Genomic DNA, 15435 nt, shown 5'->3' with positions numbered 1-15435 from the left:
TGAAAAAATGAATATCAGGATTAATAATCTGAATTCGGGTGGGAATTAACCCTAAAACCGGTTGAATAATCAGGCAAAGCTAAACAGGAGTAAAAAAATTCACTCTGAAATCGTACCACGATCCTCTCCAACTGGATTAATTTTTCAAAAAAACGCTTGTTTGCGATATGCATAACCACCTTCCTGCAGGAAAACCTAACATCAGGAGGTGTGAAAGAATGAAAAGATTACTATTAGCTTTATCCTTTACCGTTTTCTTTATTTTGATTACAGCATGTGGTGTAAATCAGGAGTCGGAATACGGTGTGCATAATGATAGCGGCGGGACCCGTTTCATTGATAACCGCAAAGCGGTAATGGATAAGCGGCAAGATGAAAGTGTGCGGGATATCACGGATCAAAACCCCAATTTTCCTAACCTGACGAATTCACCAGGTACGACTTCAACGACAACCGGTGTATATGAAGATAAAGCCCGTGAAGTGGTAAGAGAGAAATCTAAATTTCAGCCTGATGAAGTCTGGATCAATGGGAATCAGATGTGGGTGACCGCTCATACGAAGAAAGAAATGAACATGGAAGAGACCGATAAAGAGGAAGCCATGCTCAAAGACAAATTACAACGAGCGATTCCCCGTTACAATATTAACGTGAAAATTACCGAAAGATAATGGAAGGGGGAGCGAACTTGCTTCCCCTTTTTCGTACGAAATTCCCCTTGTCCCCATACCCGATCCTCCTTGTGTTTACATACACCATATAATATAATTGTACTGTTATGGATTAAAATTGAGGTGAATAGCTGTGTTCGATCGTTTACAAGCAGTGGAAGATCGCTATGATAAGTTAAATGAACTATTGAGTGATCCAGAAATTGTGAATGACCCAAAGAAGCTAAGAGATTATTCAAAAGAACAATCAGACATCCAAGCAACGGTAGAAGCATATCGAGAATATAAAGAACTAACCGGGCAGTATAAAGACGCAAAGGCGATGCTGGATGATAAGCTGGATGCTGATATGCGTGAAATGGTAAAAGAAGAAGTGTCCGAGCTTGAAGAGCAAATCGAAGCGTTGGAAGCCCGTCTGAAAATATTATTGATCCCGAAAGACCCGAACGATGATAAGAACGTAATCATGGAGGTTCGCGGTGCTGCGGGTGGAGATGAAGCCGCCCTGTTCGCCGGTGACTTATACCGTATGTACAGCCGCTACGCTGAATCCCAAGGCTGGAAGATCGAAATCATGGAAGCGAACTCCACTGGTGTCGGTGGATACAAAGAGATCATTTTCATGATTAACGGAAATGGCGCATTCTCCAAAATGAAGTACGAAAACGGGGCGCACCGTGTGCAACGTGTACCTGAAACCGAATCCGGTGGACGTATCCATACGTCGACGGCAACGGTTGCCTGTCTTCCTGAAGCAGAAGAAGTCGAAGTCGATATCCACGATAAAGATATCCGTGTCGATACGTTTGCTTCAAGCGGCCCTGGAGGACAAAGCGTTAATACGACCATGTCTGCCGTGCGTCTGACGCATATGCCGACAGGTGTCGTTGTATCTTGTCAGGATGAAAAGTCTCAAATCAAGAATAAAGAAAAAGCGATGAAAGTATTGCGTGCCCGCGTGTACGATAAATTCCAGCGTGAAGTTCAAGCGGAATACGATGCCAATCGTAAATCGGCCGTTGGTACAGGTGATCGTTCAGAGCGTATCCGTACGTACAATTTCCCACAAAATCGTGTGACGGATCACCGCATCGGACTGACGATCCAGAAGCTTGATCAGATCCTTGAAGGTAAGATGGATGAAGTCATCGATGCATTGATCATTGAAGATCAGTCCAAACTCCTTGAAAGACTGGAAGAGTAGTCATGTTGACGGTATTTGAAGCCCTGAAATGGGCTTCTTCTTTTTTAGTCGAAAAAGGCCGCGATGAGAATGTGGGAGAAATCTATCTGCGGCACTTGTTGGGAATGTCACGATCCCAGCTCTTAGCGGAGCAGCGGAGGTCCGTCCCTCAGGAGAAATGGGACGAGTTTCAAGAAGGAATCCGTCGTCATGTCAGCGGCGTACCCATTCAGCACATTATCGGGGTCGAGGAGTTTTATGGCCGTGAATTTGTGGTGAATGAGCATGTGCTGATTCCTCGACCGGAGACGGAAGAGCTCATATATTATGGTCTGGAGAAGATGAAGGATCTGTTTGGTGATGTGGACTCTCCTTTGGTGGCTGCAGACGTAGGTACCGGAAGCGGGGCGATTGCCGTCACGTTGAAGCTTGAGTCGAAACGGATTCCTCTTGAAATGATGGCCGTCGATATTTCGAGTGAAGCATTGGCCGTTGCGAGGGAGAATGGCACAAGACTCAGTGCAGATGTCCGATTTTTGGAAGGGGATCTGTTACAGCCGTTGATCGAAGACGGTGTGAAGCTTGATGTTCTGCTATCGAACCCTCCGTATATTCCTCTGACAGATCGAGAAACGCTATCAGATGTTGTGATCGACCATGAACCCGAACTCGCCTTATTCGGTGGGGAAGATGGGTATGATCTGTATAAACGGTTTATGGATGAACTGCCGCTTGTTATGAAGGAAAGATGCTTGATCGGTTTCGAAGTCGGTGTCGGTCAGGGAGAGACGGTAGCGGACCTGCTGCGCGTTACGTTTTCGGATGCCAAGACAGAAGTCGTTTATGACATCAATGGGAAAGATCGTATGGTGTTTTGTGTTAGGAAATAAGGATGTATGCCCCTGATTTTAGCGATCGGGGGTGTTTTTTTTATGGAAATGTCACTGTTTATGAGTGAATATGAAAAGTATAGAGTTTCATTCCTGCTCTAACCCTCTCATCATCACGTTTATTTTCAATTCAGGCACATTTGTTTTCAAAAATGGAGTTTTATTTTCAAAAACAGCTAACTTATTTTCAAAAATCCCCGCGAGCCAATTTTCCTCCACAAAAATGTTATTTTACTAGTTTAAGATTTCCCCCTTTTGACCAGACTGTTTTATGAGGGGGAGAGAAAATGAAAACAAAACATACCGTGTTATTGTATATCTTGATTCTATCATTAGGAACGATTCTAAGTTTATATATACCGAAGCAGGAAATGGCGGCTCAGGAGACGATGGTGATCCCACAGGAAGCGATTCGCCTGCGGATCCTCGCCAATAGCGATCTGGATCAGGATCAAAACGTGAAGAGACTTGTTCGGGATGAAGTAAACAAAGAGATCACAAATTGGGTATCGGCTCTAACATCCCAGGATGAAGCGAAGTCAGTGATCAAAGAGGGACTGCCGGAGCTTCAGAAAATTGCGGAAGACGTTGTTGCTGCTGAAGGCATGGACCAATCAGTAAAAGTAGAGTTTGGAAAAGTGAAATTCCCTACAAAACTATACGGGCAGTACCTGTATCCTGCTGGTGAATATGAAGCGGTGTTGATCACTCTTGGTAAAGGAGAAGGGGCGAACTGGTGGTGCGTCCTGTATCCGCCACTTTGCTTCCTGGATTTCTCTACTGGAAATGCTGTAAGAAGCACAGGGTTTGAAACGAAGGTAGAGGCCAGTGGCAATGAGGTGACGGAATTGGATCCTGAAGATGCTGTAGAGGAAGATACGAAGTTGGAACCTGAAATTAGTGAGGATATCATTGCCTATAAGCAAGTTGAAGTAGAGGCAGTAGAAGCCGGTGTGATCGGAGAAGAAAAGGTAGATGCTCCCGATGAGAAAGAAGTCGAAGCGCAAGAAGAACCGGTTTTCGTGGAAGATTCGGAAGAGGAAGAAGTAGAGGTTCGATTCTTTGTAGTAGATTTATTCAAAGGTTTGTTCAATAAGTAAGCTTCATCCAATTGGATGAAGCTTTTTTCTTATAGAAAGAAAATCTATTTCTCTATCATTTTTTGTTCTAATCTCTTTCTCCCCTCATACATTGATACTAGAGGATGATAGAAAAGGGAGGATGAAAGAATGTTAAAAGTGATCCGCCAGGCAACGAGTGAGGACATTCATGAAGTCGTGGCCTTCTTGGTGAAAGCCGGGTTAAGCACAGAAGGCATTAAACATAGCATTGATTGTTTTTTAGTAGTGGAGGATGGGGATAACCGGTTGATCGGTACCCTTGGAATCGAGGTGCAGGAGAAGGTCGGACTTCTTCGGTCACTTGTGGTCACCTCTTCGTTCGAAAGTGAAGAGCTTTTTGCGCTATTTCAGGAGATATTAAAGCTGGCAAAAGAAAAGGATCTGGAACGTCTTTATCTGATTTCCAATCGGAAAGCGTCCCTGGCATTCTTTGATCTGTTAGGTTTTCAACAGGAAGCGAATCCCGTTGTGGATGAGTTGAAAAACTTTGTTCACGCGAAAAAGTTATCCACTGTGGATAATTGCATCACGATGAAACTTGATTTATAGATTTTTCGACAAAAATTTTGTAAGGGAATTCAGGACTGGACCATACTTCATAAAATGGTCCGGTTTTTTGCGTTGGCCATTCGACAAAATACGAGAAGAGGATAACTATCTCTTTTTTCAGAATTATTCACACCATCCACAGGTTTATCCACAAGTCTCGACGATTTATTCGCAGTTTGTGGATAATACTTGAGAAATTTCGGGGTTTCTTTTATACTTTCAAAAGTAAAGGAACGTGTGAAGACAGGATTTATGCACATAAAAATGAACAGATGAAGCTTGGACTTATAAAGGTGGATGACATAGATGATGAAACATTGGATTGTGGAAAGTGATGTGGATAAAAACGAAAGTTATCCACAAATTGTGGATGCAGCGGAGATTCTTCAACAGAATGAGGTGGTGGCCTTCCCGACAGAGACGGTTTATGGACTAGGGGCAAATGCCACTTCGGACCGGGCTGTAGATAAAATCTTCAAAGCGAAAGGCAGACCGTCGGATAATCCACTGATTGTCCACATATCAAATAAAGATCAATTGAATGGCCTCGTGGCAGAGATACCAGTGAATGCGGTAAAGCTGATTGATGCGTATTGGCCGGGTCCATTGACGATCATTTTTAAAAATAAGGAAGGCGTATTTTCGGAAAAAGTGACGGCTGGCCTGGACTCAGTGGGAATCCGGATGCCGGACCATCCTGTGGCGCTCTCCATCATTGAGGCGGCGGGGCTTCCGATTGCTGCACCGAGTGCGAATCGGTCCGGTAAACCGAGTCCGACGACGGCTCAGCATGTGATCGATGACCTCGATGGCCGGATTGCCGGCGTTGTCGATGGTGGCGAGACGGGAGTTGGAGTGGAGTCGACGGTGGTGGATTGTACAGGAACGACTCCTGTTATCCTGCGTCCCGGTGGCATCACGAAAGAGCAGCTGGAAGAAGTGGTTGGGACAGTGCAAGTGGACCCTTCATTAAAAGAAGGGAAGGGTGCCCCGAAATCCCCGGGGATGAAATACACCCACTACGCCCCGGACGCCCCTGTCTATTTAGTGGATGGGACGAGGGAAGACCTTCAGTGGTTCGTGGATGAAAAAAAGCAAGAAGGTCTCAAAGTCGGCGTACTGACGACGGAGGAATCGAAGGATTGGTATCAGGCGGATATGATTCTACCCGTCGGCCGGAGGGACAATCTGAACACCGTGGCTCAGCATCTTTACGATACGCTGCGTGCCTTTAATAGAAGTGACGTGGATATTATTTTTGCCGAAATGTTCCCGGAAGAAGGCGTAGGGCTTGCCATTATGAACCGTCTTCAGAAGGCTGCCGGTTACCGTGTGATAAGACGATAAGTGCTCTCCCCTATGATCTTTCATAGGGGTTTTGTTTTGTATTCTAAATCCCTTTGGACGTGCATAAATTTGTTCTGTAGGCATGTCCGGAGGGGGAAGAAACAAAATGACAACGATTATAGGCGAACTGGTGACTTTGATGTTGATGGCATTTGCTCTTGGGATGGATGCCTTTTCGATCGGGATCGGAATGGGAATGTTTCAGCTGAGATTAAAGCAGGTCTTTTATATAGGGTTAGTCGTCGGAATCTTTCACGTATGGATGCCGCTTCTTGGTATGATGACGGGGAAATTTTTATCAGAAACGTTCGGATCGTTTGCCGCCTACGCTGGCGGTGTTTTGTTGATCGCACTGGGCATCCAGATGTTCATGTCGAGCTTCAAGGAAGAGGAAACGACCCTCATTTCTCCCGTGGGGTTTGGGCTGGTCCTCTTCGCCTTGAGTGTCAGCCTGGACAGCTTTTCAGTCGGATTGACACTCGGGATCTTCGGGGCAAGGACGGCCGTCGCCCTATTCTGTTTCGGGATAGCGGCTACCGTCTTGACGTGGTCCGGATTATTGATCGGCCGGAAATTCCAGGGGGTACTCGGAACATACAGCGAGGCGCTTGGAGGAAGTATTTTGTTTGCGTTCGGGGTGAAGCTGCTGCTGCCGATTTAAGAAGAGTGTGTGAGGTCCGTCCCTCGGGGTGGGCTTTTTTGTCTTTGGGGCTCAAGAGCAAAAGGGTGAGCCGCCTCCGCTTTTCTTTTTGTATAAATTGTGAATGGTCTATGGACGGAATGGAAAATATTTTATAATAGGCTATAAGGAGGATGACGCAATGAATATTTTGTTTGTTTGTACGGGAAATACGTGCCGAAGTCCTATGGCAGAGGCTGTTCTGAAGCATAAGGGTGAAGGTAGGTTTGACGTCAAATCTGCCGGTGTTTTTGCCATGGACGGGAGTGATGCTTCATTTCAGGCTAAAGAAGTGCTGAAAGAGAACGATATAATACATAGACACCAATCGAGTTCACTTTCGAAAGAGAATTTGGACTGGGCTTCCTATATATTTACGATGACATCGAATCATAAGCGGGCGATTGTGGATCAGTATCCACATGTGGCGGATAAAATCTTCACATTGAAGGAATTTGTCCTGGAAGATCCTTCTGATTTGGATGTATCGGATCCGTATGGGGGAAGTGTGGACATCTATAGACATACATACAAAGAATTGGATTCACTGATTGAAGAGTTAATGAAAAAGCTTGGTTAGAGACAGGGAGAGAGAAAGATGGGGAAAAGTTACAAATCGGGTCTTAGAAAGAAATTAGTCTTCTTTATCACGCTGCTTGCGGTGGTAACGTATACGACAAGTGCACTTTTTATTTATGTTATTAAACCCACTTTTGCACCGGATATGAACGAGCTGTGGTTTACGATCATGACGCTTGGGATGGGTGTATTCTGGTCAGCGGTTCTGGCGTTTTTTGCAGCGGGATTCATCGTCAAACCGCTTCAGCGTTTGGAGCAGGTTGCGTTGAAAGCAGCTGAAGGGGATATTGCCATCGAAGTGGATGTACCGAAGTCCGATGATGAAATCCGTTCATTGGCCCTTGCGTTCAACCGCATGCTGCACAATCTGCGGGACATGGTGTCTAGTATCGATGACAATTTTAACAAAACCAATTCAAATGTCATCGAGCTATCGAAAGCATCTGAAATCGCGTCCACACAAGCGGATTCGATTTCAAGAACGATCAGCGAAATTTCAGCTGGCGCTGAAAGCTCGGCTGTGGCAATTCAATCGACGGCAGAATCCGTCGAGGATGTCATCCGGATTGCACAGGAAGTTCAGAATCATTCCAAATCGTCTGAACATATGTCGAAAAACATGGTGACGGAGCTTCAGGGAAGTAAAGAAGTGATCCATTCCCTTGTCGAGGGCATCAGCCGACTGGCGAAAGGAAATGAAGATTCACTGGATGCGGTTCGTCGACTGGAAGACAACGCGAAGAAAGTGGAGCAGATCATCCAGTTGGTGGGCGATATTGCGAACCAAACGAATTTACTTGCATTGAATGCCTCCATTGAAGCTGCGCGTGCCGGGGAGCACGGAAAAGGCTTCGCCGTGGTAGCAGAAGAAGTCCGGAAGCTGGCAGACGAAAGTGGTAAAGCGGTTCAAGGCATTTCGGAACTGATCAAAAATATTCAAACAGAGGTAGGGAATGTTGTTGGTCAGATCACCGCTCAGGTTGACTCTGCAAACTCCGAAGCACAAAAAGGGACGCAGACCAATGAAATGATTGAAACCATGACTAAAACGATTCATGAAGTGGCGGATGCGGTTCAAAATATTTCTGTCCTCGTGGATCAGCAGATGGACAGCATTCAGCTCACTTCCCAGCAATCACAGGAAGTGGCCGCCATTGCGGAAGAAACATCTGCGGGAGCGGTGGAAGTATCAGCTTCCACAAAAGAACAGGCTGTCGTCATGAATGACGTGGAAAAGCTTGCCCTGAATTTAAAGGAACAAGCAGAATCACTAAAGAGCACGATCACAAGGTTCCATCTATAAAAAATGAACGGGTATGAGGGACGGACCTCATACCCGCTTTTTTATACCCGAAAAGCTTTATATAATGTAGAGTATGTGGCAAAATAAACGTATCAAAGGCTATGGGAGTGGGAGAACATGAAAATTGCAATTGCATCCGATCACGGTGGAGTCAATATAAGAGAAGAAATTAAGTCCTTATTAGAGGAATTAGGCTTGGAATATGAGGATTTCGGCTGTGAATGTGGAACATCTGTCGACTATCCGGACTATGCTGTACCTGTTGCGGAAAAAGTGGCTAGCGGTGAATTCGATCGCGGCATCCTGATTTGCGGAACGGGGATTGGAATGAGCATCTCGGCCAATAAGGTAAAAGGAATTCGCTGCGCCCTTGTACATGACGTTTTCAGTGCGAAAGCAACGCGTGAACATAATGACAGCAACATGCTTGCTATGGGTGAGCGCGTGATCGGTGCCGGACTGGCCCGTGAGATCGCCAAAACGTGGCTTGGTACAGAATTCGAAGGTGGCCGCCATGCGAATCGTGTAGGAAAGATCACCGCTTACGAAGACAAACAATAAGGAGTGGGTTTCATGGAAATCGCTCAATTGAAAGAAGATCTGCAGACGATCCTGAGGGATTTCAGTCATCAGGTTCCATTGAAAAAAGGACAAGTCTTTGTCGTAGGCTGTTCTACATCTGAAGTCATGGGAGAGCGGATTGGTACGTCTGGTACCATTGAAGTCGCTGAAATGATTTACGATGAGATGAAGAGATGGGCGGATTCAATTGGGGTTTCGTTGGCGTTTCAATGCTGCGAGCACTTGAACCGTGCATTGGTCCTTGAAAGGGAAGTGGCGGAACAAAAGGGGCTCGATGAAGTCACTGTGGTCCCCGTCCGAAAAGCAGGAGGGGCAATGGCAACAAAAGCTTATCATTCCTTCGACGATCCCGTCATGGTCGAACACATTAAAGCCGACGCCGGCATCGACATCGGGGATACCTTCATCGGCATGCACCTGAAACACGTAGCCGTCCCGATCCGCGTCTCTCAAAAAAGCCTCGGCGAAGCACACGTCACACTTGCCAAAACAAGACCAAAACTCATCGGCGGAACCCGAGCCGTCTACGAATAACCAAAGTAAATAAAGGTCCGTTCCTCTAGAGGGACGGACCTTTATTTTGGTTTGTGGCGAAAAGAGGGTGTCAAAGCCGAACGATAAAGAGGGGCAAGGGGTGAATGATTTTGAAAAGGGTAGATATGCATGGTTGATTAGGGGGCTGAAATACGTTGGTTAGGTTCAGTGGTTGTCAATTTTCGTTGTTCATAAAGGGCTCGACAGGAGGTGGGAGCTTGTTTGTGAACAGACTCACATGAGGTCCGTCCCTCCAAATGGGGTCTAAACACGAACGTTACGATTTGACTAGAGGTTTTTATTTCGTCTTTTGGTGAATCGTGTTAGAATGGGATTGAATGAATCAGTGAGGCGCCGCAGTTGGGCCTATGAATTAAAGGGGGATATGTATGAGTAAGATTGCCAAGCAAGATCCGGAAATTTATGCAGCGATTCAAGATGAGTTAGAGCGTCAACGAACAAAGATCGAGTTAATTGCATCTGAAAACTTTGTCAGTGAAGCCGTTATGGAAGCACAAGGTTCCGTCCTGACGAACAAGTATGCAGAGGGGTACCCAGGTCGTCGCTATTATGGTGGCTGTGAGCATGTGGACGTAGCCGAGAATCTGGCCCGCGATCGCGCGAAAGAACTTTTTGGAGCGGAACATGTCAATGTTCAGCCTCACTCAGGAGCGCAGGCGAATATGGCAGTCTACTTCACCATCCTTGAACAGGGCGACACGGTTCTTGGAATGAACTTATCTCATGGGGGACATCTGACTCACGGAAGTGCAGTCAATTTCAGTGGAATTCAATATAACTTCGTAGAATACGGTGTAGACGAAGACAAGCACCTGATCAATTACGAAGATGTTAGACAAAAAGCATTAGAGCACAAGCCGAAGCTGATCGTAGCGGGAGCGAGTGCTTACCCAAGAGCGATCGATTTCGCGAAATTCCGTGAAATTGCTGACGAAGTGGGAGCATACCTAATGGTAGACATGGCTCACATCGCTGGTCTCGTAGCGGCTGGCCTTCATCAAAACCCGGTTCCGTACGCAGATTTCGTGACGACAACAACACACAAAACACTCCGCGGACCACGTGGCGGTATGATTCTTTGTAAAGAAGAATTTGCGAAGAAAATAGACAAGTCCATTTTCCCAGGAATTCAAGGTGGACCTTTAATGCACGTCATCTCTGCAAAAGCGGTGGCATTCGGTGAAGCACTGCAGGATTCTTTCAAAGAATATGCGCAGAATATCATCGACAATGCAAAGCGTTTAGGAGAAGGTCTTGTGAAAGAAGGAATCGATCTTGTATCAGGCGGTTCTGATAACCACCTATTATTGATCGATACACGTTCACTAGGATTGACTGGTAAAGTGGCTGAGAAAGTCCTTGATGAAATCGGAATCACGGTTAATAAAAACACGATTCCATTTGATCCGGAAAGCCCATTCGTCACTAGCGGTGTCCGTATCGGAACAGCAGCTGTGACATCAAGAGGTTTCGGACTTGAAGATATGGACGAAATTGCTTCAATTATGGCATTGACTCTTAAGAACCATGAAGATGAAGCGAAATTGGAAGAAGCACGCAAGCGCGTTATTGATTTGACGAGCAAATTTGAGTTATATCCTGAGAGATAACTATGTTGACCTCTTCATTAGAGACGGATGTTTCTGGTGGGGAGGTTTTTTGATGAGTATGGGTAATGAGTTCCATAATTTGTTAAAAAACGCAATAACCCAGTGAAATGACGCAATTAATGAAAAAACGACGCAATTACAAGCAAAAATGACGCAATAAACTTTAAAACGACGCAATCACCCCCGTCCAAAGCTTTTTGTCCTCACCCACTCAACCAAATTAAACAAAAACCCTCATCGCGAGGATCCAAACTTCTCAATTCTAACGATTCCATTACACTTCCCATCTCTTGTTGCTCTTAAATTGTCTTTTATGTACAATAGTCTGAGGTGTAAATGAAGTGGACAAACCATTTTTACATAAAACTGAATTTAAAGGAGAGAGTCGAATGGGCAAAGTATATGTATTTGATCATCCGTTGATCCAACATAAGTTGACATTTATCCGTGATAAAGAAACTGGTACAAAGGAATTCCGTGAGCTTGTAGATGAGGTTGCAACGCTGATGGCCTTTGAAATTACGCGTGATCTGCCATTGGAAGACATTGATGTAGAAACGCCGGTAAGCAAGGCGAAAGCGAAAACCCTTGCAGGTAAAAAACTAGGGATTGTTCCTATTTTACGTGCCGGTCTTGGAATGGTTGATGGAATCCTTAAATTGATCCCAGCTGCGAAAGTGGGGCATGTTGGGTTATATCGTGACCCTGAGACTCTTAAACCGATTGAATATTACGTAAAGCTTCCAAGTGATGTGGAAGAGCGTGACTTCATCCTGGTCGACCCGATGCTTGCGACGGGCGGATCTGCTGTTGAAGCCATCAACTCATTGAAGAAACGCGGTGCCGTCAGCATCAAATTCATGTGCTTAGTCGCGTGTCCGGAAGGTGTAGACGCCATCAAGGAAGCGCATCCTGATGTTGATATTTTCATCGCTGCTCTTGACGAGAAGCTGAATGAAAAAGGCTACATCGTTCCTGGTCTAGGGGACGCAGGAGATCGTTTGTACGGAACGAAATAAGAAAGGTAGGGCGAAAAAATGACGAATCCAATCAAGGTAATGACTATTTTTGGAACAAGACCGGAAGCCATCAAGATGGCTCCACTTGTATTAGAATTAAAAAAGTATCCAAAAAACTTTGAAACGATTGTGACAGTTACAGCTCAGCACCGTGAAATGTTGGATCAGGTATTGAATATCTTTGATATCACGCCTGATTATGACCTGAACATCATGAAAGACCGTCAAACTCTAATTGATGTAACAACCCGAGGGTTGGAAGGTCTCGATAAGATCATGAAGGAAGCAAAGCCGGATATTGTTCTGGTCCATGGTGATACAACGACAACATTTGTTGCAAGCCTTGCAGCCTTCTATAATCAAATCTCTGTCGGCCATGTCGAAGCCGGGCTGAGAACATGGAATAAATACTCACCTTTCCCAGAGGAGATGAATCGTCAGCTGACAGGTGTCATGGCGGATCTTCATTTTGCTCCTACGGAAAAATCATCTCAGAATCTTCTGAATGAAAGTAAAAAAGAAGAGGGTATTTTCATCACTGGAAATACTGCGATCGATGCATTAAAAACAACGGTAAAAGATGAGTATCATCATGAAGTATTGGAGAAGGTCGGAGATGACCGTTTAGTATTGCTGACGGCTCACCGCCGTGAAAACCTTGGTCAACCGATGCGTAACATGTTCCGTGCCATCAAACGATTAGTGGAAGAGCATGATGATATCCAAGTTGTTTACCCTGTTCATTTGAACCCTGCCGTTCGTGAAGTGGCAGACGAAGTTCTCGGTGATGACAAGCGCATTCATCTGATCGAACCACTGGATGTAATCGATTTCCATAACTTCGCTTCTCGTGCTCATCTTATCCTGACTGATTCCGGCGGTGTACAGGAAGAAGCGCCATCATTGGGTGTACCGGTTCTTGTCCTTCGTGATACAACGGAACGTCCGGAAGGCATTGATGCGGGAACATTGAAGCTTGCAGGAAACGAAGAAGAAAACATCTACAAGCTTGCAAAAGAACTTCTGACAGATCCGGAAGCACACAGCAAAATGTCCAAAGCAACAAACCCGTATGGAGATGGACAGGCATCCTACCGAATCACCCAAGCGATCCGCTACCACTTCGGTCAACTGGATGAACGCCCAAAATCCTTCGATCCAAACGAATAAAACTAAGTAAAGGTCCGTCCCTATTAAGTGTAGAGGGACGGACCTTTACAATTTTCTAAGACCTTCTATCTTAGTTGGAAGTATTTACATTAAATTCAAGGGTTACTCAATAAGGGAATCTTCTATATAATGGAGGGGCATGTGAAGTAGGGAACTATGAATTTGTTAATATATTTAAGAGGATGTGGGTGTTCGTCTGAGGTGGACATTGAGCTCTGTATTTGGAGTTTGAGGTAATAAGATGAATGGACTAAAAGGGGAAAATACTTTCCGGTCGACTCGTCTTATGCTTGTCGCCCCAGAGCAAGCCCCCTCCGCTTTTCTGTAAATGTGTTGAAAATGTGAACAATTTGGAAACACGTGGATAGGTTGTGAACTTTTTAACTTGAACGCATTGACATAGATAAAGCCCTATTGTATGCTTACAAAGGATGTAAAATGATAAGGTTTTCACAATGGGAAAACCCTTATGCAATCGGTTTTGCATCATGTCTGAAACGCTTGCCTCGTGTTCAAATTTCGTTTGAATGGGATGGGTTGAAATGGGTCAAAAAAACGAAAGCCCATATAAAGCAATGGCCATTTATTCGGCCATTTTGGCACAGCTTGTTGGGTCTATCTTAGTAGGGATTTTCCTGGGAAGATGGATTGATCAGCAGGTTGATTCAGCACCACTCTTTTTAATCATCGGATTACTCCTCGGTCTCGCCGCAGGAATTTATGCGATGCTTCGAACAGTACGACATTTCTTCTTAGGAGAATAATAAGATATGCCGGAACTCCATCAAATGTTTAATAGACAGCGGAAATACATATTGTACGTGCTATCTATTTACGTCCTGGGTTGGGGATTCACCAGCCACAAATCAGTATTCTTAGGGTTAATGTTAGGGACTGCTCTTAGTCTCTTTATGCACTGGGGCATGACCAAGCGGGTCTCGAAGTTCGGGGACGCCGTGGTAGCCGGGCAAAAAGTGAGATCACTTGGAACCACTTCCCGTATGGCCGCAGCCGCCCTTGGAGTCATCATTGCCACACGATTTCCAGAAACATTTCATCTCCTAAGTCTTATTTTGGGATTAATGACTACCTATATTGTCATTATGATAGATTATTTTTTCAGCAGCTTCAAAACTAATAAATAGCGGGGAAGAGAGGTGAAGTATTTTGAATCATGGAGCACCTACAACCGAATTTCTGGGTTTGACTTTTAACCTTGCGAACGTTTTGATGATCACGGTCGCAACGGCCATAGTGTTTATTATTGCCCTCTTATCTACACGTCGCTTAGCCCTGAAGCCTACCGGGATGCAGAACTTTTTTGAGTGGGTCATGGACTTTGTCAAAGGGATCATTAAGAGCAACATGGACTGGAAGACGGGTGGCCGTTTTCATATCTTAGGTCTCACGATTATCATGTATATTTTTGTATCGAATATGCTGGGTCTGCCATTCTCTGTCGTATATGACGGCGAATTATGGTGGAAATCACCTACAGCCGATCCTGCCATCACAATGACCCTTGCGGTTATGGTCGTGGTACTGTCCCATTTCTATGGAATCAGATTAAAGGGATTTGGCGAATACGGGAAGGATTTCTTCAAGCCGATGTGGTGGTTATTCCCGCTAAAAATCATTGAAGAGTTTGCAAACACTCTTACATTGGGTCTTCGTCTTTACGGTAACATCTACGCCGGTGAAATCCTGCTAGCACTACTTGCGGGTCTTGCCGTTAACGGTGGTATCGGCGGAACGATCGGAGCTATCGCACCAATGCTTGCTTGGCAAGGATTCTCGGTGTTTGTCGGATCAATCCAGGCTTTCATTTTCTGTATGTTAACAATGGTCTATATGGCTCACAAAGTAAGCCACGACCATTAATATATACCTGTTCATTACGGTGGACAAACATATATGTAAAAAAATATTTTTCTTATACATTAAAGGAGGAACTTTAGAATGAGTCTTATCGCAGCAGCAATTGCAGTTGGTTTAGCAGCACTAGGAGCAGGTATTGGTAACGGTCTTATCGTAGGTCGTACAGTAGAAGGAATTGCACGTCAACCAGAATTACGTGGTACTTTACAAACAACAATGTTTATCGGTATCGCACTAGTTGAGGCACTTCCAATCATCGGTGTAGTTATCGCTTTCATCGCACTAGGAAGCTAATAGAA

At 45.0% G+C, this 15435-nt stretch carries 18 protein-coding genes; all 18 read left to right on the top strand.

Annotated features, from left to right (window positions below):
* The first annotated feature begins 218 nt into the window (after positions 1-218).
* The 18 genes from ACIGG7_RS18115 (at position 219) to atpE (ending at position 15430) form a co-directional block, all read left to right on the top strand.
* A complete protein-coding gene (locus tag ACIGG7_RS18115) occupies positions 219-671 on the top strand; it encodes a hypothetical protein (protein WP_224943982.1) in 453 nt (150 codons plus the stop codon).
* Positions 672-804: 133 nt separating this feature from the next.
* Positions 805-1875 carry a peptide chain release factor 1 gene (prfA, locus tag ACIGG7_RS18110; protein ID WP_224943980.1) on the top strand — a complete coding sequence of 357 codons (1071 nt, stop codon included), beginning with the start codon at positions 805-807 and terminating at the stop codon, positions 1873-1875.
* 2 nt (positions 1876-1877) lie between these two features.
* Entirely contained in the window at positions 1878-2744 is an 867-nt protein-coding gene (gene prmC, locus ACIGG7_RS18105; RefSeq protein WP_397550554.1) for a peptide chain release factor N(5)-glutamine methyltransferase, read from the top strand.
* 287 nt (positions 2745-3031) lie between these two features.
* Positions 3032-3844 (top strand): stage II sporulation protein R, encoded by an 813-nt coding sequence (gene spoIIR / locus ACIGG7_RS18100; RefSeq protein WP_397550553.1) that lies wholly within the window; start codon positions 3032-3034, stop codon positions 3842-3844.
* A gap of 129 nt (positions 3845-3973) precedes the next feature.
* A complete protein-coding gene (locus ACIGG7_RS18095) occupies positions 3974-4414 on the top strand; it encodes a GNAT family N-acetyltransferase (protein WP_397550552.1) in 441 nt (146 codons plus the stop codon).
* Positions 4415-4720: 306 nt separating this feature from the next.
* Entirely contained in the window at positions 4721-5761 is a 1041-nt protein-coding gene (locus ACIGG7_RS18090) for an L-threonylcarbamoyladenylate synthase (protein WP_397550551.1), read from the top strand.
* Between the two features lie 106 nt (positions 5762-5867).
* Positions 5868-6422, top strand: a complete 555-nt coding sequence (locus ACIGG7_RS18085; protein ID WP_224943972.1) for a manganese efflux pump MntP — start codon at positions 5868-5870, stop codon at positions 6420-6422.
* A gap of 160 nt (positions 6423-6582) precedes the next feature.
* A complete protein-coding gene (locus ACIGG7_RS18080) occupies positions 6583-7020 on the top strand; it encodes a low molecular weight protein arginine phosphatase (RefSeq protein ID WP_397550550.1) in 438 nt (145 codons plus the stop codon).
* 18 nt (positions 7021-7038) lie between these two features.
* A complete protein-coding gene (locus ACIGG7_RS18075; protein WP_397550549.1) occupies positions 7039-8322 on the top strand; it encodes a methyl-accepting chemotaxis protein in 1284 nt (427 codons plus the stop codon).
* A gap of 117 nt (positions 8323-8439) precedes the next feature.
* Positions 8440-8883 (top strand): ribose 5-phosphate isomerase B, encoded by a 444-nt coding sequence (rpiB, locus tag ACIGG7_RS18070; protein WP_224943959.1) that lies wholly within the window; start codon positions 8440-8442, stop codon positions 8881-8883.
* Between the two features lie 12 nt (positions 8884-8895).
* Complete coding sequence (locus ACIGG7_RS18065; RefSeq protein ID WP_397550548.1) at positions 8896-9438, top strand: TIGR01440 family protein; 543 nt, start codon at positions 8896-8898, stop codon at positions 9436-9438.
* A 389-nt stretch (positions 9439-9827) separates the two neighbouring features.
* Complete coding sequence (locus ACIGG7_RS18060; protein ID WP_397550547.1) at positions 9828-11069, top strand: serine hydroxymethyltransferase; 1242 nt, start codon at positions 9828-9830, stop codon at positions 11067-11069.
* 389 nt (positions 11070-11458) lie between these two features.
* The gene (upp, locus tag ACIGG7_RS18055; RefSeq protein WP_098351501.1) at positions 11459-12088 is read left to right on the top strand and encodes a uracil phosphoribosyltransferase; all 630 of its coding nucleotides are present in this window, start codon (positions 11459-11461) and stop codon (positions 12086-12088) included.
* Between the two features lie 18 nt (positions 12089-12106).
* Positions 12107-13258, top strand: a complete 1152-nt coding sequence (gene wecB, locus ACIGG7_RS18050; protein WP_397550546.1) for a non-hydrolyzing UDP-N-acetylglucosamine 2-epimerase — start codon at positions 12107-12109, stop codon at positions 13256-13258.
* A gap of 542 nt (positions 13259-13800) precedes the next feature.
* Positions 13801-14022: an AtpZ/AtpI family protein gene (locus tag ACIGG7_RS18045; RefSeq protein WP_098438721.1), complete on the top strand. Its 222-nt coding sequence runs from the start codon at positions 13801-13803 to the stop codon at positions 14020-14022.
* A 6-nt stretch (positions 14023-14028) separates the two neighbouring features.
* On the top strand, positions 14029-14403 hold the full coding sequence (locus tag ACIGG7_RS18040; protein WP_397550545.1) for an ATP synthase subunit I: 375 nt from the start codon (positions 14029-14031) through the stop codon (positions 14401-14403).
* Positions 14404-14425: 22 nt separating this feature from the next.
* Positions 14426-15139 (top strand): F0F1 ATP synthase subunit A, encoded by a 714-nt coding sequence (gene atpB / locus ACIGG7_RS18035; RefSeq protein WP_397550544.1) that lies wholly within the window; start codon positions 14426-14428, stop codon positions 15137-15139.
* A gap of 78 nt (positions 15140-15217) precedes the next feature.
* Entirely contained in the window at positions 15218-15430 is a 213-nt protein-coding gene (atpE, locus tag ACIGG7_RS18030) for a F0F1 ATP synthase subunit C (RefSeq protein ID WP_032086923.1), read from the top strand.
* The last annotated feature ends 5 nt before the right edge of the window (positions 15431-15435 follow it).

It is taken from the genome of Rossellomorea sp. NPDC077527, assembly GCF_044542955.1.
GTDB classification, from domain to species: domain Bacteria; phylum Bacillota; class Bacilli; order Bacillales; family Bacillaceae_B; genus Rossellomorea; species Rossellomorea aquimaris_E.
This window is presented reverse-complemented; position numbering and strand designations above follow the sequence as displayed.